This is a genomic window from Amycolatopsis sp. FU40 (assembly GCF_021903635.1).
GTDB classification, from domain to species: domain Bacteria; phylum Actinomycetota; class Actinomycetes; order Mycobacteriales; family Pseudonocardiaceae; genus Amycolatopsis; species Amycolatopsis dendrobii.
Genome location: NZ_CP091381.1, coordinates 2,731,040 through 2,749,512, shown reverse-complemented (window position 1 = coordinate 2,749,512; position 18,473 = coordinate 2,731,040). Strand labels below are relative to the sequence as shown.

Below are 18,473 nucleotides of genomic sequence, written 5' to 3'. Positions count from 1 at the left end.
AGCAGGAGGCCACCATGCCCGAGTCGATCCGGCAGCTGAAGTCCGATACCGAGAAGGCGGAGGTGCTGCGGGGACCGTTCGATCCCGGCGGGCAGCCCGATCTCTCCGGGGACCATCCGCTGCACCTGTCCCTGTTCGCCTGGAACGTGCGGTCGGGCCTGTCGGCCACCAAAGCGGTGCTGAGCGATCCGCCGCGGCTGCGCGACTTCTGGGAATGGCCGTCGGCCTCGAAACTGCTGAAAGCCGCCGAGGCCGCGGGCTTCGACAGCCAGCTGCAGTACGGGATGTGGAGCGGGTTCGGCGGCGAGATCGGATGGAACGACTCGGCGCTGGACTTCGCGACCGCCCCCGCGGCCGCCGCGGCCATCACCGAACGGCTCGGCCTGCTGACGACCTTCCACGTCGGCTACGGCGTCCATCCGCTCTGGCTCGCGAAGATCACCTCGGCGACCGACCACCTGGCGGGCGGACGGCTCGGGGTCAACATCATCGCGTCCACGAACGCCAACGACTACGCGCAGTTCGGCATCTCCGACAAGCCGTCCCGCGAGCAGAAGTACGAGGTCGCCGACGAGTTCACCACGCTGCTGAAGTACCTGTGGACCTCGGACCATCCGATCGACTTCGAAGGCAAGTACTTCCAGGCGTACGGAGCCCAGGTCAGCCCGCGCCCGAAGTCGTCGCCGCGGCCGCTGCTGATGAGCGCGGCGCAGTCGGACATCGGCTTCGACTACGCGGCCCGGCACTGCGATCTGATGTTCATCGCGAGCAACGTGACCGGCGGCAGTCTTGAGGAGTACCGCGCCAAGGCGGAGAAGATCCACGCCGCGGCCGCGCAATACCGGCGCAAGATCCGGATCTGCGCGATGTGCTACGTGGTGATGGAGGAGACGGACGCCGAGGCGGAGAAGAAGGTCCGCTGGATGGCCGACGAGATCGACCGCGAGGCGCTGCGCAACCACATCATCCGCACCGGGCTCGGTCCCGAGGCCGATCTCGAAGACCGGTATCTGGGCTTGGGGGAGGACCGCTACACGCAGTTCGGCCTCGGCATGCACGGCTACCAGCTCTTCGGTTCGTACGACACGGTCGCGGACAAGCTGGCGGGCCTGCACGAAGCGGGGGTGGGGCAGGTCGCGCTGTGCTTCTTCGATCCGCACCGCGGCGTGCAGCAGATGCGGGAACACCTGATGCCGCGGTTGCGCGAGCGGGGGCTGCGCAACGACTGACCGCCTGCGCACGGAAGGGGCCCGCCGTCGCGACGGCGGGCCCCTTCGGCGTCTTGCGGAATCAGGGCGCGAGCAGGAACTTCTCCACCGCGTCCGCGGTCTCGTCGAACGCCGTGGTCAGGATCTGGTGCAGCCCGGGCACTTCGACGACCTGCTCCAGATAAGGCCGATACGCCTCCAGTTGCTCCGGGGTCACCAGCCCGAACGCCGGCGCGTACAGGAGCATCGCCGGGACACGGAGCGTTTCCGGCGGCGGCGCCGGCGCGGCGAACTCGCTGAAGATGGACACGACGGCCGCCTGGCTGGTGCGCCGCCTGAGCCGCCCGTCCGGAAGGGTGTCGAACTCGTCGGCCAGTTCTGCCTTGAACTGCTCGATGTCGACGTCCGGGCCGAGGTTTTCGCGGCTGGCGACGAACTGTTCGAACGAATCCCATTCCCCGCCGGTCAGTTCCTGTTCGGCGCGGTGCCGGGCCAGTTCGGCGGGGATCCGCACCACCGGTTCCAGCAGCGCGAGCCGCCGGATGCGCTCGGGGCTGCGGGCCGCGAGGTCGAGCATCAGCCTGCCGCCGAAGGACCGGCCGACCCAGTCCGGCCGGTCGAGCCCGAGCGCGTCGACCGATTCGAGCAGGTCGTCCACGTAGGTGGCGTGCGTCCACGGCGGTTCCCAGCCGGAGCGGCCGTGCCCGCGAAGATCGAACGCGATGATCCGGAACCGCTTGCCCCAGCGCTCGTCGACCACCTTGCGCCAGCTCCCGGCGTGCGAGCCCACGCCGTGCACCAGGACCACCGGCGGCCCGGCGGGATCTCCCCATTCGTAGGTTTCCAGCAGCATGCAGAACCCTTCCTCGTCGCTAGCGCCGGGCGGTCACGCCGCGGCGGCGGTGACCTCGACCTGGATCCGGCAGTCGCCCGCCAGCCCCAGCAGGACCGTGCAGCGAGCGGGCAGCGGCTGGGCCGAGAAGGCTTCCCCGTAGGCTCGCTCGAATTCCTCCAAGCAGGACTCGTCGCGGATGTACGTCGTCGTCTTGACGATGTCGGTCAAGGAGAGTCCGGCGGCGTCGAGTTGCTTCCCGATGCGCTGGAAGACCACCGCTGTCTCGCCGGAGATGGTCGCGGCCTCCGGCACCCGGCGCATGGTGGCGACGTCGATCGCGAGGCTGGACGCGTAGGTGAACGGCGCGGACGAAGCCGCTTCCGGTTGTGCGGCAACGACATCGATCGCCACGCGGCCTCCGCCGGGGACTCCGGCGACCAGAATTGTCAGTACCGCACGGCAATCGGGTCCCAGCGCCGCGCGAAACGCCGCTGCGACGTCGTCGTGGAGGGCTTCGTCGGCGATCCAGAGGTTCGCCTTGACGACGTCCGCCAGCGTGTGTCCGGCCGAGGCCAGCGTCGTGGCGATGTGCTCAAGACAGGCGCGGGTTTCGTCCGCGGCCGTACCCGCGTGCGGGCCGCTCGCGGAGGCGAACGCGAAACCGCGGGCTGGGGGAGGGATAACTTGCGTCACGATCGGGCTCCTTGCCACCTCGTCGGGCGAACGGCCCGGGAAAACCGCGCGGGCCGGTCCGTGCCAAGCACCCTATGCAACCGACCGGACGGTATGCAAGGCTTGCGGAGCGGCCTTGACTTCGAGCGTGCCGCCTCTCTAACGTCATACCGACTAGTCGGAACTAGCTTCGTCAGCCAGACAGGGCGGTCTCCATGCACACGGGTCTTTCACTGATTTTCCAGAATCTCGGGCGAAGCCGGGCCGATGCCGAGGTCTACCGGCACGAGACGCGCTACGCCCTGGAGGCGGAGGCGGCGGGCTTCGACTCGGTGTGGACTCCGGAACACCACTTCACCGACTACGACATGACGCCGAACGTGCCGCAGTTCCTTTCGTGGCTGGCCGGGCAGACGTCGCGGCTGCGGCTGGGCACGATGGTGTCGGTCCTGCCGTGGAACGACCCGGTCCGCGTCGCGGAAAGCTTCACGCTGCTCGACCACCTCTCCGGCGGCCGGTCGCTGCTCGGCATCGGGCGCGGGCTCGGCCGGGTCGAGTTCGAGGGCTTCCGCGTCGAGATGGGGCATTCCCGGCGGCTGTTCACCGAGTACACCGAGGCGGTCACCACCGGACTCGAAACCGGGGTGATGGAGTACGACGGGGAGCTGTACCGGCAGCCGCGCGTCGAGATCCGGCCGGAACCGTACGCGAGCTTCCGCGGCCGGACGTTCGCCTCGGCCATCTCGCCGGAGTCGATCGACCTGGTCGCCCGGCTCGGCATCGGCATCATGGTGATCGCGCAGAAACCATGGCACACCGTCGAGCGGGAACTGGAGAACTACCGCCGCCGGTTCGTCGAGATCAACAAGACGGAACCGCCGAAACCCATTATCGCGTTGTTCGTCGGAACGGCGCCCACCGAAGAGAAGGCGCAGCACATTCGCGAGCATTATCTGCAGAATTACGCGCTTTCCACAGTGAAGCACTACGAGTTCGACAACGTGGGTTTCGCCGACATCGAGGGCTACGAATACTACGCGGGGCTGAGCCGCAACATCGCCAAGCACGGCATCGACGGTTTCAGCAGTTTCCTCGCCGATCTGCAGGTGTGGGGAACGCCGGACCAGGTCACCGCGCAGGTGCTCGAGTACGTCGACCGGCTGAACGCGGGCGGAGTGCTGATGGTCCCGGCCTACGGCGGGATGCCGGAGGACATCGCCGACGCGAACTTCTCGCTCCTTTCGAAAGAAGTGCTGCCCGCGCTCAAGGAGTACGACGTCGGCGGCGATCTGGGGGTCACCTACGACATGGGGCCGCCGCGGGACACCGCCGCGGCGGCCGACGAAGAAGACGAGGGCGCGCCCGGCATCGGATTGCTGCCGTGAGCGCGGGGAATGAACCCAACACCGTGGCAGTGAGGGATGGTCGGTATGCGGTTTGACGTGTTCTACGTGCTCGCGAATCAGGGGCGGGGGCGGGCGTGGTCGGATTTGCTGGACGAGGTCCGCCGCCGGGTGGTGCTCGCGGACGAACTGGGCTTCGACGGAATGTGGCTCGGCGAGCACCATTTCGACGCCGAGGGCACCGACCAGCTGCCCAATCCGGTGCTGCTGTGCGCGGACCTGGCGGCCCGGACGCAGCAGATCCGGCTCGGGATGGCAGCGGTGTCGCTGCCGCTGTGGCATCCGATCCGGCTCGCCGAGGACCTCGCGATGCTGGACCACTTCAGCGGCGGCCGGGTCGACGTCGCGTTCTCGCGCGGGATTCTCGCCGGGGAGATCGTGAACCTGAACCCGGACGCCGACCGGGCGAACGAGGCGCAGTCGCGGGCCATCTTCGACGAGCACCTCGCCATGGTCCGCGCGGCGTGGACGCAGGATCCGTTCAGCTGGCAGTCGGAGCGCTACCAGATCCCGCGGCCGAAAATGAAATGGCCGGCGAAGGCGTACGAGTCCTATCACGACAGTGCCGGATACCTGGCCGGGCTGGCGGTGCTCCCGCAGCCGGTGCAGTCGCCGACGCCGCCGCTTTACGCGGTGTCGCAAGGACTCGAAGGCTTCCGGTCCGCGGCTCGGCAAGGGCTGGGAATCATCACGTCGCATTCGACCCCGCGGCGCGCGCAGAAACTCGGCGCTGCCTACGCCGAAGTGGCCGCACAGCACGGCGGCCCGCCCTCCTACATGCCCGGTCCCTGCGTGCTGGTGCGCGACACCTGCGTGGCGGCCACCGACGCCGAGGCCCGCGAAATGATGGAGGAGCAGGTCGCGGTCCGGTTCGAACTGATCAAACGCGTGCGCGGACTGGGGGAGTGGCTGGAGGAGGACGAGGATCCCAGCGACCCGGCGTTCGAGTCGATGAAGCCGTTCGACCTGATGATGGACCGTGACTACTTGCTCGTGGGCTCGCCGGACACGGTGGCCGAACGGATGATCCGGATGCACCGCGACTACGGCATCGAGCACTGGTCGCTCGCCCTCGGCCGGGTTTCCGACGAGCAGCTCGAGACCACGCTGCGGCTGCTGGCCGACGAAGTCCTTCCCGCCGTGCGCAAGGCCGCCACCGAACTCAAGGACGCATCATGACTGCTTTCCCTGACAGCGACAGTTCGAGGGCAGTGCGCGCGGGCGGACTCGTCTTCGCGACCGCTTCCGCGACAAGTGCCGGGACAGTCGCCGACGAAACTGGCAAGTGCCTCGACCAGTTGGAAAAGACCTTGGGACAGCTGGGGTGCGGCCTCGGCGATCTCGTGAAGGTGAACTGCTACCTCGCCGACGACGGCTACCGGGGCGAGTTCTGGCAGACCTGGGACGCGCGGTTCGCCTCGCTGGACGTCCGGCTGGTGCGCATCACCCAGGTAGTCGGCATCCCCGGCGAACACCGAGTCCACCTCGACGCGACCGCCGTCGGTCCGGAGGGAGCGGAATGACCGCGACTTCCGTCCACGTCGGACCGATCGTCGGCGGCAAGCCGGTCGAGTCGGCGGGGACCGAACGCCAGGACGCGATCAGCCCGGCCACCGGCGAGGTGCTCGGCAGCTTCGCGCTCGGTGCCCCGGCCGACGTCGAGACCGCGGTCGCGGCCGCCGGGGACGCGTTCGAGGCGTGGGCGGCGACGTCGGTCTTCGAACGGGTCCGGTTCCTGGAGCGGGCGATCGAGGTGATCTCCGAGCGGCGCGAGGACCTCGCCCGGTTGCTCGCTTCCGAACAGGGCAAGCCTTACCGCGTCGAAGCGCTCGGCGAAGTGGACGAGACGATCGAGTACTTCCAGAGCGCCATCGAATGCGCGAAACGGCTGGACGGAATTCTCCCGCCGCTCGCCGACACCGCGAAGCGAGTGCTCATCTCTCGCGTGCCGAGGGGGGTCGTGGCCGCGATCGGGCCGTGGAACTTCCCGCTCGGCACCATGGCAGGCCAGGTCGCCCCGGCGCTCGCATCCGGCAACACCGTCGTGACGTTGCCCGCGCCGACCACCACGCTGACCTGCTACGAGTTCGCCCGGTGCCTGATCGACGCCGGTCTGCCCGAGGGCGTGTTCAACCTGGTGACCGGGCAGGGCGCGGTTGTCGGCGACGCGCTGAGCGGGCATCCGGACGTGCAGGTGGTGGCATTCACCGGCTCCGTGCCGACCGGGCTCCGGGTCGCGCGGCGCGCGGCGGGCAAGGCGCAGCTGATCGAACTCGGCGGCAACGGCCCGACCGTCCTGCTCGACGACGCCGACCTGGCCCTCGCACTCCCCGGTTCGGTGTCCTCGACCTACTACTGCGCCGGGCAGAACTGCATCGCGGCCGGGCGGTTCCTGGTCCATGAGGCGATCTACGACGAATTCGCCGAGGCCTTCACCGCGGCCGTGCGCCGGGACGTCAAGCTGGGCGATCCGTTCGCCGAGGACACGACGATGGGCCCGGTGAACAACGCCGTCCTGGCCGGGAAGATCGACCAGCACGTGCGTTCCGCGGTCGCCGACGGCGCGAAGGTGCTGCTCGGCGGCGAGCGGGCGACGGGATTCCCGACCGATTTGTACTGGCAGCCCACGGTCCTCGCGGACGTGACCGAGTCGATGGCAGTGGCGGTCGAGGAGACGTTCGGGCCGGTCGCCCCGCTGCAGCGGATCAGCTCGGAAACCGAGGCGCTGCAGATCATGCAGGCCTCGCCGTACGGGCTGTCGGCGGCGGTGTACACCAGGGATTTGGCGCGGGGTTTGCGCTTCGCCGAGAAGGCCCCGGCCGGGACGGTGAACGTCAACACGAGCACCTCCAGCGCCGAGGCGCATCTGCCGTACGGCGGTCGCGCGGGGAAGCTCAGCGGCCTCGGCCGCACCCAGGGCCGGTACCCGATGGAAGACGTCTACACCGAACTCAAGACCGTCATCGCGCACGTGGGCTGAACGGGCCCCCCGGATCGGCGAGGAGCGAAATGATCGACCTGACGACGTTCAAAACGATTATGGCGGCCGCGCCAGGGCCAGCGGCCGTGGTCACCGCGATGGGCGCGGACGGCCGGCCCTACGGCCTGACCGTTTCGGCGGTCTGCTCCGTCTCGCTGGAACCCTCGCTGGCGCTGGCGTGCATCGACCGCGGCTCGAACACCCTGGCCGCGATCACGGAATCCAACGCCTTCACCATCAACTACCTCGGCGCCGGGTGCGAGCCGGTGGCGATGCAGTTCGCGACCAAGTCCGAGCGCAAGTTCGAAAACCAGCGGTGGGCGCTCCCGGCGGCCGGCGGCGGGCCGATCCTGCTCGACGCGGCGGCCGCGCACGTGGTGTGCCGGGTCGAGCAGGCCGTTCCGGCGGGCGACCACATCATTTTCGTCGGCGGGGTCGTCGAGGGCTCCGCCGACGACGGTTCGCACGCACTCGCCTATGCCCGCCGGAAGTTCTTCACCGGCGAATACCTCGAGTCCGCGGCGCACTGAACGGAGACGCCCGATGCCCGCCCGAGCCCGCAAGAAAACGCCTCCGGTCCGCGATCCGGACGGCACGCGCCAGCTCCTGCTCGACAGTGCGGTGCGGCTGTTCGAGGAACACGGATACCACGCGACGTCCGTCCAGGAGATCGTGGCCGGGGCCGGGCTGACGAAAGGCGCTTTCTACCACCACTTCGACACCAAAGAGGACGTCCTCCACGAGATCCACGACCACTTCATGGACCATCAGCTCGGCCTGCTGCGCGCTGTGGTCGACAGCGGCGGACCGCCGGACGAGCTGCTGCGCCGCGTCATGGTCGAGGTCCTGATCGAGCCGGTCAGCGTCTACCGCGCGGAGATCGCGATCTTCATGCAGGAGTACCGGTTCCTGTCCGGCCGGACGTTCGCGGAGATCCGGCGCAAGCGGACGGAGTTCGAACGGCTGGTCACCGAGGTGCTCGAAAAGGGCGTCGCGAACGGCGATTTCGCCGCGCCGGTGCCGCCGAAACTGCTGGCGTTCGCGGTGATCGGCATCGGGGCCTGGGCCTACCACTGGCTCGACCCGCGCGGAGCAGTGACGCCGCGGGAAGTCGGCGAGGCGTTCGGCAGCCTGGTCGTCGACGGGCTCGGCACCGGAGACCGCCGCGAGATCTGACTAGCAACCTTTACCGGCCACAGCAACGAGAACGAGGTCACGATGGGTTCTGCAACACCACAACTTCCGCAGCCGCAGCAGTTCGTGGGCGGACAGTGGCGCACCGGAGGCGGCGAGGCGATCGACGTCTTCGATCCGGCGACCGGCGCGCGGCTCGGCGAGGTCGCCGCGGCCAGCGAGTCCGATGTGGACGACGCGGTCCAGGCCGCGGCGGACGCGTTCGGCCCGTGGTCGGCGCTGTCGCTGAGCCGCCGGGTCGCTTATGTCTCCCGGTTCAGGGCGCTGGTGCAGCGCGACGCCGAGGCGCTCGCCGAGACCGTCTCGCTCGACCAGGGCAAGACCTTGGCCGAAGCGCGCGGCGAGGTCACCCGGCTCGTCGACGCGATCGACTGCGCCGCGGCGGCTCCGATGATCTACCAGTCGGCCAGCGGCAACGTCGCGGCCGGTCTCGATGCCCGCCGCGTACGGATCCCGCTCGGCGTTTGCGCCGCGGTCACCCCGTCCAACTTCCCGGTGATGAACCCCGGGCAGTTCGCGGCCTGGGCGCTCGTAACCGGCAACACGCTCGTGCTCAAAGTGTCCGAACAGGACCCGTACGCCTCCACTCACCTGATCAAGATCCTCGAAGAAGCCGAATTGCCGCCGGGCGTGCTGAACCTGGTGCACGGGCGCGCCGACGCGGTCAAGCGGCTCATCGCCAGCCCCGAGGTCGCCGCCGTTTCGTGCATCACCTCGACGCCGACGGCGCGGTCGATCTACGCGGCCGCCGCGGCCCAGGGCAAACGCGTCCAGGCGAACGGCGGTGCCAAGAATCCGATCGTGGTCGCCGAGGACGCCGACCTGGAACGCGCGGCAGCCGGCATCGTCTCGTCGGTCTTCGGGATGGCCGGGCAGCGCTGTCTCGCCGACACTCGCGTCATCGCCGCCGAGAGCGTCTACGACTCCCTGGTGGAAATGGTTGTCGCGCGGGCGTCGGAACTCGTTGTCGGCAGCGGTCTCGATCCGCGCACGACGATGGGGCCGGTGGTCAGCGCGCAGAGCAAGCAGCGCCTCGAAGCAACGGTGGACGCGGCGGTCAGCGGGGGAGCGAAGGCGGTGTTGGACGGCCGGGGCGTACAGCCGGTCAGCGGCGCCCCGGACGGGTACTTCCTCGGCCCGACCGTCCTGGTGGACGTCGAACCGGGTTCGGCTGTCGACCGCGACGAGACTTTCGGCCCGATCGTGAACATCCACCGGGCGGCCTCGTTCGACGACGCGGTGGAGCTGGCGAACGACACCGAATTCGGCAACGCCGCGACCGTTTACACCCGGTCGGGCTCCACCGCGCGGGAGTTCGAGCAGCGGTCGACCGCGGGCAACGTCGGGATCAACACGTTCCCGGCCCCGCCGATGAACTTCACCATGGGCGGCACCGGTTCGTCGTTCTACGGCGACCTGCACATCTGCGGCGACGGCCCGCTGGACTTCTACACCGACCACAAGCTCGTCCTGTCGCGGTGGTGAGCCGGGTGAAGGCGATGGCGATCAGCTGCTCGCCGAGCATCGGCGGGCGGACGGCTGCGGCTCTGCGGGCAGTCTTGGACGGCGCGGCCGCGGCAGGCGCCGATACCGAACTCGTCCAGGCAGCAGAACACCGAGACCTGGCCAACGTCGTGGCGCGGATGGCGGACGCGGACGCTTTCGTCTTCGGCGCACCGATGTACCGCGCGTCGTACGCGTCGCCGTTCAAAGCCCTCCTCGACGGCACGCCGCGAGAAGCACTCACCGGTCGTGCGGTCGCGATCGTCGCGACGGCGGGCAGCGATCACCACTTCCTGGGCTTGCAGGCAATGCGCGGCGTACTGGTCGATTTCTTCGCTGCACACGTCGTTTCGCCCGGCTTGTATGTCAACGCCGACAGCTACACCCCGGACCAGAACCTCACCGCGGAGCGCGCCGACCAGGCCCGCACCCAGGGAATCGCGCTCGTGGAACTCGCCAGGGCGATCGCGTCGTCCGAAGGGCTCCGCAGCGTCATCCCGAACGCCTGACCACCGACTGAGAGGCGAGCAATGCGACAACTGCTCAGCACCAACGCCGCGGGAATAGCCGCGGGAACCGTTGCCGGGAACCTGGTTTTCACCGCGGCGTCGGCCATCGACGTCGCCACGATGAAGCGAGTGTCCGAAGCGGACACCATCAAAGACGAGACGCGCGTGATTCTCCAGCGGATCGAACGGACGCTCGCCGAAGCCGGTTGCACACTGGCCGATCTGGCGAAAGTCACCTGCTTCGTCAGCGAGGAGGAACACCGGCTCGACTTCGCGGCGGCGTGGCGCGATCTGCTGGCGCCAGGACCGTATCCGTCGCGCGCGATGGTGCGCATGGACCTGGTGAGCGACTGCCGGGTACAGGTGGACGCGATCGCGGTGCGCCCGGCCGCCGAAGGAAAGGACTGACCGTGACTGCTTTTCTCACTTACCCCGGCAGCGATCCGGAACTGCGGCGCAAGTTCGGTCTCGGCGGCGCGGCGGTGATCGGCGATCTGGTCTTCCTCGGCGGAATGGCGCTGGACCTGACCACGCTCTCCCGCCAGCCCGAAGCGGTGACCATCGCCGACGAACTGCGGATCTGCCTCGCCGGGATCCTCAAGACGCTGGAGCAGGCCGACGGCACCCTCGCGGACATCGTGAAGGTGAACTGCTACCTCTCCGACGACCGGTACCGCGCGGCGTTCCGGGAAGCGTTCAAGGAAATCTTCGCACCCGGCCCGTACCCGAAGTGCCTGACCATCGTCGCCGGGCTGGCCGGGGACTGCCGGGTGGAGATCGAGGTCGTGGCGGTCAAGCCGCCGGGCGCGCGGGCCACGGTGAATCCCGGCTTTTTCGACGTCGACGCATTGGGTCGTTCGATGGGCGTCGCGGCGGGCGGCCTCGTGTTCGCCGAAGCAGCCGCCCTGGACTGGACGACGGGCGACCGGCTGCCCGAGGCGACGACACTGGCCGAGGAGACCAAAATCTGCCTCGACCGGCTGTCCGCCGCGCTGGCGGAGGCCGGATGCACGCTCGACGATCTCGTGAAGCTCAACTGCTACCTGGTTTCCGACGACGACCGGGCCGAGTTCTGGGCCGCGTTGAACGAGCGGCTCGCGCCGGGCCCGTATCCGCCGCGGATCACCCAGGTGACCTGTTTGGACGGTGCGGCCCGCGTCCTCGTCGACGCGGTCGCGGCGGTGCCGCAAGCCCGCGGCACGACCGCGTAACAGGTCGGCGGCCGGGCTCCGCGAAGCGTTGACACCTGCGGAAACGCCCAGTAGCTTCGTTCAAACCAACTGGTACGTATGTAGTGGCTCTCCGCGATTCCCGGCCGCCGGTTCCCCCCCCCCCCCCCCCCCCCCGCAGCTGCGCCGGACATCCCCACGATGGGAAGGACCCGCCGATGAAGCGAATGCTGGCGGCGCGAGTGCTTTTCGCGCTGCTCACCCTCGTGATCATCTCGATAGTCGTCTTCGCCGCCACCCAGGCGCTTCCCGGCGACGCCGCGCTCGTCCAACTCGGCAAGCAGGCCACCCCCGCCGCGCTGGAAAGCCTCCGCGCCCGGATGCACCTCGACCAGCCGCTCGTCTCGCAGTACTGGCTGTGGCTCACCGATCTCCTGCACGGGCACCTCGGCAACTCGCTGGCGACGAACACGAGCGTCGGCGCGCTGATCGGCGGCCGGGTGGTCAACACACTCGTCCTGCTGATCGCCACCGGGGTCATCGCGCTCCCGCTGGCGACCGCGCTCGGCATCCTGACCGCGATCCGCCGGGACCGCGCGGCGGACCACACCGCGAGCGTCGTGATGCTGGTGATCGTGGCGATCCCCGAGTTCGTGTTCTGCCTGCTCTTCGTCGCCTTGTTCGCGACGAACGTGCTCCACGTGCTGCCCGCGGTGTCGCTGATCGATCCGGACCAGCCGCTGTTCTCCCAGCTCAGCGCCTTCGTGCTGCCGGTGCTGACCCTGGTCATCGTCAGCCTCCCGTACATCGCCCGCACGGTGCGCGCTTGCATGCTCGAAGCGCTCGAAAGCGACTACGTGGCGATGGCGCGGCTGAAGGGTGTGCCCGAACGGCAGGTCATCGTCAAGCACGCGCTGCCGGCCATCGCGGGCCCGGTGTTCCAGGTCTCCGCGCAGACCCTCGCGTATCTGGCCGGCGGCATCGTCGTGGTCGAGACCGTTTTCCAGTTCCCGGGCATCGGATTCGCGTTCGTGCAAGGGATCCAGAGCCGCGACCTGCCCGTCGTCCAAGCGCTGGCGCTGTTGCTGGCGGCGGTTTACGTGATTTTGAACAGCGTCGCGGACCTCGGAACTGTCGCGATGACACCGACCCTTCGCAAGGGGGCACGATGACAGACGTCGAAACGGCCGAAGCGGCGGTCGGCGAGCGCACCAGGCAGAAGCAACGCGGCGGTTTCGGCCTGCTCGTGCGAGGTGCGTTGCGCCGCACCGAGGGACGGATCGGCCTGGCCCTGGTGGTTCTCGTCGCGGCGGTGGCGTTCCTGGGGCCGTTCTTCAGCCCGCACTCCGCTTCGGAACTCATCAGCGCGCCGTACGCGCTGCCCGGCGACGGGACGGTGCTCGGCGCGGACGGGCTGGGCCGGGACGTGCTGAGCCGATTCCTCAACGGCGGCAACGTGATCCTCGCGCTGGCGCTGCTCGCGACTGCGGTCGGGGTCGGGGTCGGAGTGGTGCTCGGCCTCATCGCGGGCTACCGCCGCGGTGTCCTCGGCCAGGTCATCATGCGGATCCTCGACATCGTGCTGTCGTTCCCGTCGCTGCTGCTGGCTCTGCTGTTCCTGTCCATCATCGGCGTCAACTGGTGGATCATCGTCGTGACCATCGCGATCTCGCACATCCCGTACGTGGCGCGCGTCGTCGAAAGCGGTTCGCTGGCGGTGATCGGGCGCGGATTCGTCCAGTACGCGGAAATGATCGGCGTGCCGCGGCGGCGGATCCTGGTCCGGGAGATCCTGCCCAGCATCGTCGCGCCGCTCACCGTGCAGTTCGGCATCCGGGTCACCTGGTCGATCGGCATCATCTCGTCGCTCGCCTATCTCGGCTTCGGCCGTCAGCCGCCCTCGGTCGATTGGGGAATGATGATCAGCGAAAACCAGTCCATGCTCCTGTCCAACCCGTTGCCGGTGCTGCTGCCGGTGGCCGCGATCGCGGTGATCACCGTCGGCGCGAACCTGCTGACCGACGCGTTCGGGCAGGCCGCGGGTCTCAACCGGGGGCGAGGGCAGTCGGCATGACGGCGGTCGCGGAAACGGTGAAACAGGCGATCGAGGTCGCCGATCTGCGAGTGGATCTCGCGGGCCGGGACGTGAACGTGGTGCGCGACATCGGGTTCAGCCTCCGGCCCGGGCAGATCCTCGGCGTCATCGGCGAATCCGGGTCCGGGAAGACGACAGTCGGGTCCGCGCTGCTCGGCTACGCGCGCCCCGGCACCCGCATCACCGGCGGTTCGGTGGTAGTCGACGGAGTCGACGTCCTGTCACTGCGGGGCGCCGCGCTGCGCAAACGGCGCGGCGAACTGATCTCCTACGTGCCGCAGGACCCGTTCTCCTCGCTCAACCCCTGCCGTCGGCTCGGCGCCCAGCTGGCCGAAACGCTGGCCGTGCACGGCGTCGATGCCAAGGCGGAGCAACGGGAACGGATCGAGCGCATCCTCGAAGACGTGCGCCTCCCGTCCACGAAGGAATTCCTCCGGCGGTACCCGCACGAGATCTCCGGCGGGCAGCAGCAGCGGATCGTGATCGCGATGGGCTTCATCTGCAATCCGAAGGTCGTCGTGCTGGACGAGCCGACCACCGGCCTCGACGTCACGACCCAGGCGCACGTGCTGCGGATGGTGCGGGAGCTGTGCGAACGGCACCGCACCGCCGGCATCTACGTCAGCCACGACCTGGCGGTCGTCGGCGGGCTGGCCGACCGGATCGGGGTGATGTACTACGGTCGTCTCGTCGAAACGGGGCCCGCGGACGCGATCGTGCGCAACGCCGGGCATCCCTACAGCCGCGGGCTGATCCAGGTCATCCCGGACCCGAACCGGCGGCGCGTGCTGAGCTCGGTACGCGGCCGGGTGGCCCCGCTGGACGAACGACCCGAAGGCTGTGTCTTCGCGGCCCGCTGCGATCTGGCGGAGCCCGAGTGCCGCACCGGCGAGATCCAGCCGGTGGCATTGGAATCCGGCCACGTCGCGATGTGCCGCCGGACCGAGGTCGTGCGCAGTTCGCCGCCCGCGGGCGCGGCTCTCGCCCCGCGCGAAAGCGCCTCTGCCGAAGCTGGCCAAGGCTTCCTGTCGGTGCGGAAGCTGACCGCTTCGTACTCCGGCTTCCGCGTGCTGAACGAGATCGACCTCGACGTGCCGCGCGGTCTGGTGACGGCGCTGGTCGGCGAGTCGGGTTCGGGCAAGACGACGCTGGGCCGGTGCATCGCGGGTCTGCACGAAGAGGCGACCGGGACGATGACCGTCGGCGGGAGCCCGTTGCGGTTCGGCGCCCGGAACCGGTCCCGCGAGGAGCGCCGGGAGGTGCAGTACATCTTCCAGAACGCGGCCGAGGCGCTCAACCCGCGCCGGTCGGTCCGGGACTCCGTCGCCGAACCGCTGATCACCCTCGGATCGGTCGCCGACCAGTCCGAACTGGACCGCCGGGTGGACGCCCTGCTCGACGACGTCGCGCTCAACCCGCGGCTGGCGGCGAGGCATCCGTCCGAGCTTTCCGGCGGCGAACGGCAGCGGGTGACCATCGCGCGGGCCCTCGCGACTGATCCGAGCCTGCTGGTCTGCGACGAGATCACGTCCGCGCTGGACGTTTCCGTGCAGGCGTCGATCCTGCTGCTGATCGAGCGGCTGTGCGCGGAGAAGAACCTGACGCTGCTTTTCGTGACGCACAACCTGGCGGTCGTCCGCGCGATCGCGGACCGGGTCGCGGTCCTCGACGCCGGCGCGATCGTGGAGGAGGGCGCGGTCGACCAGGTACTGGACGCACCGCAGCACGCGTACACGCAGGCGCTGCTGAAGGACACCCCGGCGCTCGATTTCGACTGACCGGCCATCCCGGCGGAAGGGGCCCAGCACGTGCAGTTCAGCACCGACCTCGCCGAGGCGCGCGCGACCGGCGGCCGAAGCCGATGAGACCCGGCACGCCGGTGAACCGTCCGGAAGAGGCGCGCGGATCGTCGCCGCTGGTTTGGCTGATCTGCGCGGTGGTCTTCGCCGAAACGACGCTGCTCACCCTCGTCACCCCGTTGATTCCGCGCTACGCGGCCGATTTCGGGATGTCCCACGCGGAGGCAGGAGTCTTCGTCGCGCTGTACGCGGCCGGTTCGATCGCCGGGTCGGTGCCCGCCGGGATGCTGGTCGCCCGGCTCGGCGCGCGGACCACGGTGCTGCTCTCGCTGGCGCTCGTGGCGGCCGGGAGCCTCGGGATGGCGTACGGGAGACACCTCGCCCTGCTCGATGCCACCCGGTTCCTCCAGGGCATCGCCGGGACGCTCGCCTGGTCGGGTTCGTTCTCGTGGCTGGCGGAGGTCGCGCCCGCCGGGCACCGGGCGAGGATGCTGAGCAGGGGACTGGCCGCGGCCTCGCTCGGCGGGGTGCTCGGCCCGGTGGTCGGGGGAGTCGCCGAACTGACCTCGCTGTCGTTGGTCTTCACCGTGCTGGCCGGGCTTTTCGGGATTCTCGCGATCGGGATCGGACTGCGGCCCGCGTCCGGTCGGGGCGCCCCGACACGGTTGCGGGAGCTGCTGTCCGCGGTCGGCAGACCGGACATCGCCGTCCCGGGCTGGCTGGTCGCCGCGGCCGGAGCCGCGTTCGGAACGATCGCCGTCACCGGACCGCTCAAGCTGGCCGACCTCGGCGCGAGCGGACCGGCGGTCAGCGCGACGTTCCTGTGCGCGGCGTTCGGCGAGGTGCTGGTCACCCGGCTGGCCGGCACCGCCTCGGACCGGTACGGGCACCTGCGGCCGATCCGCGCCGGCCTGGTGCTCGCGGCGGTGTTCGCCGTGCTGCTGGCGGTCCCCGCACCGGTTTTCCCGGCGGCGCTGGGGATCGTCGCGCTCGTCGCGGCGCTCTCGCTGTTCCTCGCTCCGGGGTTCGCGCTGGTTTCGGCCGGGGCTCGCCGGATCGGTCTTCAGCAGGGGCTCGCCTTCGGCCTGACGAACATCTCGTGGGCTGCCGGGAACCTGCTCGGCGCGCTGGCCGGCGGCGCTCTCGCCGGGGTCGGCGCGGCGGTCCCGGGGACGGCGGTGGCGGCGCTGCTCCTGCTGTCGCTGGGCTTCGTCCGGAGGCGCTGAGATGACTGTCGAAGCCGTTCCCCGTCTGGCCCGGAAACCCCGTGCTGGCACCGGAAACCGGGTGTTGACTCGGCAAGTCCACGCGGCTACCTTCTCAGTACCGACCGGTCGGTGTGAAGTACGAACCGGACGCCGGGAGCGGTTCGCCGGGCACGTCGCAGCACCGCGAGCCCGGTCGCGGGGGGTGTACAAAGCTCGTCGCACCGCGACGAGGGTCGCCGATCGAGAGGTGAAACCCATGCCTGGACCGTTTCCCGCCGGAATGAGCCGCCGGCAGGCGTTGCGCTTGGGGGCGCTCGGCGCGGGCGGACTGCTGCTCGCCGGCTGCGGCGGCGCCCCGCCGGTGCGGACCGCGGCCGCGCCGACCGGGCCTCGCAAACGCGGCGGCACGTTCCGCTTCGCCCCGCTTTCGACGGCGGGCACCACGTCGGCCGATCCGTTGTCGATCAACAGCGGCTACGAACTGCGCTTCGCGATGTTCGATTCGCTGGTCGTGCCGGATCACCAGAACCGGGTGCAGATGTCGCTGGCGGAACTGCTCGAACCCGAGGGGACCGACCAGTCGGTGTGGACGATCCGGCTGCGCGAGGGCGTCGAGTTCCACAACGGGAAAACCCTGGACGCCGACGACGTGCTCTTCAGCCTCCAGCGGATCCTCGACCCGAAGACCCCGAGTTCGGCGTCGAACCTGCTGAAAGCCATCGACCTGAACGCGGTCAAGAAGCTCGACAAGCGCACCCTGCGGCTGAAGCTGACGACCCCGAACTCCCAGCTGCGCAGGGCGTTCGCGCCGTCCGAAGCGGCGATCATGCCGGTCGGCTTCGACCCGAACCGCCCGGTCGGCACCGGCCCGTTCAAACAGGTGAACTTCACCCCCGGGCAGCGCTGGACCGGCACCCGCAACGGCAACTACTGGCGCGAGGGACGGCCCTATCTGGACGGGCTCGAGTTCATCGGGTTCGCCGACACGACCACCGCGCGGACGAACGCGCTGATCAGCGGCCAGGTCGACGGCATCGACGGCCTGCACCCGGCGCAGCTGCCGCAGATCTCCGCGCACCCCAACCTGAGCGTGCTCATCTCGCAGTCGGGCGCCTACCAGGTCTTCGAGATGCGGTGCGACAAGGGCGCGGTGTTCGAGGACCCGCGCGTGCGCAAGGCGTTCAAGCTGCTGGTCGACCGGCCGCAGATGATCAAGGTCGCCTGGAACGGCCAGGGCGCGGTCGGCAACGACACCGGCGTGTGGGCGGAGTTCGACCCGGCCATGGACGGTTCGCTGCCGCAGCACGCGCAGGATCTCGACCAGGCGCGGTCCCTGCTGAAGGCCGCGGGCAAGGACGGGATGAGCGTCACGCTGCGCACCTGCCAGCTGGCCACCGGGCAGGTGGAGTCGGCCAACGTCCTGGTCCAGAACGCGAAGGCGGCCGGGGTCACGGTTAACCTGGACGTCGTGGCGAACCGGGCGCAGTACTACGGGGGACAGGACTACTACACCTCGCAGTTCAAAGTGGACTCCGACTCGACCGAGACGATGTTCGCCAACCTCGCGTACGTCTTCACCGGCAAGGGGATCTACAACAACACCGGATACGACAACCCGAAGGTGAACTCGCTGTACGCACAGGCGCTGGCGGCGACCCCGGAGAAGTACCAGGAGCTGATGCACGAAGTGTCGAGGATCGTCTGGGACGACGGGCCGTGGATCTCGTGGGGCAGGCAGAACACCGTGCACGCCTTCAGCAACAAGTTCACCGGAGCGGTCGAGGACGCGTCCGGGCGCTTCAACGGTTATCAGTGGGGCGACATCTCGGTCGCCTGACGGCGCGCGCTGATCCGCACCCACCACTGTCCATGAGATACCGACTGGTTGGAAGTTAACC

General features: G+C 69.3%; 18 protein-coding genes. 16 read left to right on the top strand and 2 right to left on the bottom strand.

Annotated features, from left to right (window positions below):
* Window positions 1–14 precede the first annotated feature (14 nt).
* The gene (locus L3Q65_RS13615) at window positions 15–1,229 is read left to right on the top strand and encodes an LLM class flavin-dependent oxidoreductase (RefSeq protein WP_237599860.1); all 1,215 of its coding nucleotides are present in this window, start codon (window positions 15–17) and stop codon (window positions 1,227–1,229) included.
* Window positions 1,230–1,290: 61 nt separating this feature from the next.
* Here L3Q65_RS13615 and L3Q65_RS13610 read toward each other — a convergent pair whose 3' ends face one another.
* Complete coding sequence (locus tag L3Q65_RS13610) at window positions 1,291–2,061, bottom strand: alpha/beta fold hydrolase (protein ID WP_237599859.1); 771 nt, start codon at window positions 2,059–2,061, stop codon at window positions 1,291–1,293.
* Window positions 2,062–2,094: 33 nt separating this feature from the next.
* A complete protein-coding gene (locus L3Q65_RS13605) occupies window positions 2,095–2,736 on the bottom strand; it encodes a RidA family protein (protein ID WP_237599858.1) in 642 nt (213 codons plus the stop codon).
* A 194-nt stretch (window positions 2,737–2,930) separates the two neighbouring features.
* Between L3Q65_RS13605 and L3Q65_RS13600 the strand changes: the two genes are divergently transcribed.
* The 15 genes from L3Q65_RS13600 to L3Q65_RS13530 all read left to right on the top strand — a co-directional run bounded on the left by L3Q65_RS13600 (window position 2,931) and on the right by L3Q65_RS13530 (window position 18,412).
* The gene (locus L3Q65_RS13600; RefSeq protein WP_237599857.1) at window positions 2,931–4,100 is read left to right on the top strand and encodes an LLM class flavin-dependent oxidoreductase; all 1,170 of its coding nucleotides are present in this window, start codon (window positions 2,931–2,933) and stop codon (window positions 4,098–4,100) included.
* 45 nt (window positions 4,101–4,145) lie between these two features.
* Window positions 4,146–5,297, top strand: a complete 1,152-nt coding sequence (locus L3Q65_RS13595; RefSeq protein ID WP_237599856.1) for an LLM class flavin-dependent oxidoreductase — start codon at window positions 4,146–4,148, stop codon at window positions 5,295–5,297.
* Entirely contained in the window at window positions 5,294–5,641 is a 348-nt protein-coding gene (locus L3Q65_RS13590) for a RidA family protein (protein WP_237599855.1), read from the top strand. Before L3Q65_RS13595 ends, L3Q65_RS13590 begins: the two co-directional genes overlap by 4 nt.
* Window positions 5,638–7,098, top strand: a complete 1,461-nt coding sequence (locus L3Q65_RS13585; protein ID WP_237599854.1) for an aldehyde dehydrogenase — start codon at window positions 5,638–5,640, stop codon at window positions 7,096–7,098. The genes L3Q65_RS13590 and L3Q65_RS13585 overlap by 4 nt, the downstream gene beginning before the upstream one ends.
* 29 nt (window positions 7,099–7,127) lie before the next feature.
* The gene (locus tag L3Q65_RS13580) at window positions 7,128–7,628 is read left to right on the top strand and encodes a flavin reductase family protein (protein WP_237599853.1); all 501 of its coding nucleotides are present in this window, start codon (window positions 7,128–7,130) and stop codon (window positions 7,626–7,628) included.
* A 13-nt stretch (window positions 7,629–7,641) separates the two neighbouring features.
* The gene (locus L3Q65_RS13575) at window positions 7,642–8,274 is read left to right on the top strand and encodes a TetR/AcrR family transcriptional regulator (protein WP_237599852.1); all 633 of its coding nucleotides are present in this window, start codon (window positions 7,642–7,644) and stop codon (window positions 8,272–8,274) included.
* 42 nt (window positions 8,275–8,316) lie between these two features.
* On the top strand, window positions 8,317–9,777 hold the full coding sequence (locus tag L3Q65_RS13570; RefSeq protein ID WP_237599851.1) for an aldehyde dehydrogenase family protein: 1,461 nt from the start codon (window positions 8,317–8,319) through the stop codon (window positions 9,775–9,777).
* Window positions 9,774–10,304 (top strand): NADPH-dependent FMN reductase, encoded by a 531-nt coding sequence (locus L3Q65_RS13565; protein WP_237599850.1) that lies wholly within the window; start codon window positions 9,774–9,776, stop codon window positions 10,302–10,304. The genes L3Q65_RS13570 and L3Q65_RS13565 overlap by 4 nt, the downstream gene beginning before the upstream one ends.
* Before the next feature lie 21 nt (window positions 10,305–10,325).
* Window positions 10,326–10,712: a RidA family protein gene (locus L3Q65_RS13560; protein ID WP_237599849.1), complete on the top strand. Its 387-nt coding sequence runs from the start codon at window positions 10,326–10,328 to the stop codon at window positions 10,710–10,712.
* Window positions 10,713–10,714: 2 nt separating this feature from the next.
* A complete protein-coding gene (locus tag L3Q65_RS13555) occupies window positions 10,715–11,515 on the top strand; it encodes a RidA family protein (RefSeq protein WP_237599848.1) in 801 nt (266 codons plus the stop codon).
* 176 nt (window positions 11,516–11,691) lie between these two features.
* On the top strand, window positions 11,692–12,645 hold the full coding sequence (locus L3Q65_RS13550) for an ABC transporter permease (RefSeq protein ID WP_237599847.1): 954 nt from the start codon (window positions 11,692–11,694) through the stop codon (window positions 12,643–12,645).
* Complete coding sequence (locus L3Q65_RS13545) at window positions 12,642–13,547, top strand: ABC transporter permease (protein ID WP_237599846.1); 906 nt, start codon at window positions 12,642–12,644, stop codon at window positions 13,545–13,547. The genes L3Q65_RS13550 and L3Q65_RS13545 overlap by 4 nt, the downstream gene beginning before the upstream one ends.
* Window positions 13,544–15,346, top strand: coding sequence for an ABC transporter ATP-binding protein (locus L3Q65_RS13540; protein WP_237599845.1), 1,803 nt, complete (start codon window positions 13,544–13,546; stop codon window positions 15,344–15,346). Before L3Q65_RS13545 ends, L3Q65_RS13540 begins: the two co-directional genes overlap by 4 nt.
* Window positions 15,347–15,447: 101 nt before the next feature.
* Window positions 15,448–16,593, top strand: a complete 1,146-nt coding sequence (locus L3Q65_RS13535) for an MFS transporter (RefSeq protein ID WP_237599844.1) — start codon at window positions 15,448–15,450, stop codon at window positions 16,591–16,593.
* 238 nt (window positions 16,594–16,831) lie between these two features.
* Window positions 16,832–18,412 (top strand): ABC transporter substrate-binding protein, encoded by a 1,581-nt coding sequence (locus tag L3Q65_RS13530; protein ID WP_237599843.1) that lies wholly within the window; start codon window positions 16,832–16,834, stop codon window positions 18,410–18,412.
* The last annotated feature ends 61 nt before the right edge of the window (window positions 18,413–18,473 follow it).

Excerpts from the sequence above, each read along its gene's own strand:
- L3Q65_RS13615 (WP_237599860.1), top strand. The coding sequence starts at position 15 with ATGCCCGAGTCGATCCGGCAGCTGAAGTCCGATACCGAGAAGGCGGAG.
- L3Q65_RS13610 (WP_237599859.1), bottom strand. The coding sequence starts at position 2,061 with ATGCTGCTGGAAACCTACGAATGGGGAGATCCCGCCGGGCCGCCGGTG.
- L3Q65_RS13600 (WP_237599857.1), top strand. The coding sequence starts at position 2,931 with ATGCACACGGGTCTTTCACTGATTTTCCAGAATCTCGGGCGAAGCCGG.
- L3Q65_RS13595 (WP_237599856.1), top strand. The coding sequence starts at position 4,146 with ATGCGGTTTGACGTGTTCTACGTGCTCGCGAATCAGGGGCGGGGGCGG.
- L3Q65_RS13590 (WP_237599855.1), top strand. The coding sequence starts at position 5,294 with ATGACTGCTTTCCCTGACAGCGACAGTTCGAGGGCAGTGCGCGCGGGC.
- L3Q65_RS13585 (WP_237599854.1), top strand. The coding sequence starts at position 5,638 with ATGACCGCGACTTCCGTCCACGTCGGACCGATCGTCGGCGGCAAGCCG.
- L3Q65_RS13580 (WP_237599853.1), top strand. The coding sequence starts at position 7,128 with ATGATCGACCTGACGACGTTCAAAACGATTATGGCGGCCGCGCCAGGG.
- L3Q65_RS13575 (WP_237599852.1), top strand. The coding sequence starts at position 7,642 with ATGCCCGCCCGAGCCCGCAAGAAAACGCCTCCGGTCCGCGATCCGGAC.
- L3Q65_RS13570 (WP_237599851.1), top strand. The coding sequence starts at position 8,317 with ATGGGTTCTGCAACACCACAACTTCCGCAGCCGCAGCAGTTCGTGGGC.
- L3Q65_RS13560 (WP_237599849.1), top strand. The coding sequence starts at position 10,326 with ATGCGACAACTGCTCAGCACCAACGCCGCGGGAATAGCCGCGGGAACC.
- L3Q65_RS13550 (WP_237599847.1), top strand. The coding sequence starts at position 11,692 with ATGAAGCGAATGCTGGCGGCGCGAGTGCTTTTCGCGCTGCTCACCCTC.
- L3Q65_RS13545 (WP_237599846.1), top strand. The coding sequence starts at position 12,642 with ATGACAGACGTCGAAACGGCCGAAGCGGCGGTCGGCGAGCGCACCAGG.
- L3Q65_RS13540 (WP_237599845.1), top strand. The coding sequence starts at position 13,544 with ATGACGGCGGTCGCGGAAACGGTGAAACAGGCGATCGAGGTCGCCGAT.
- L3Q65_RS13530 (WP_237599843.1), top strand. The coding sequence starts at position 16,832 with ATGCCTGGACCGTTTCCCGCCGGAATGAGCCGCCGGCAGGCGTTGCGC.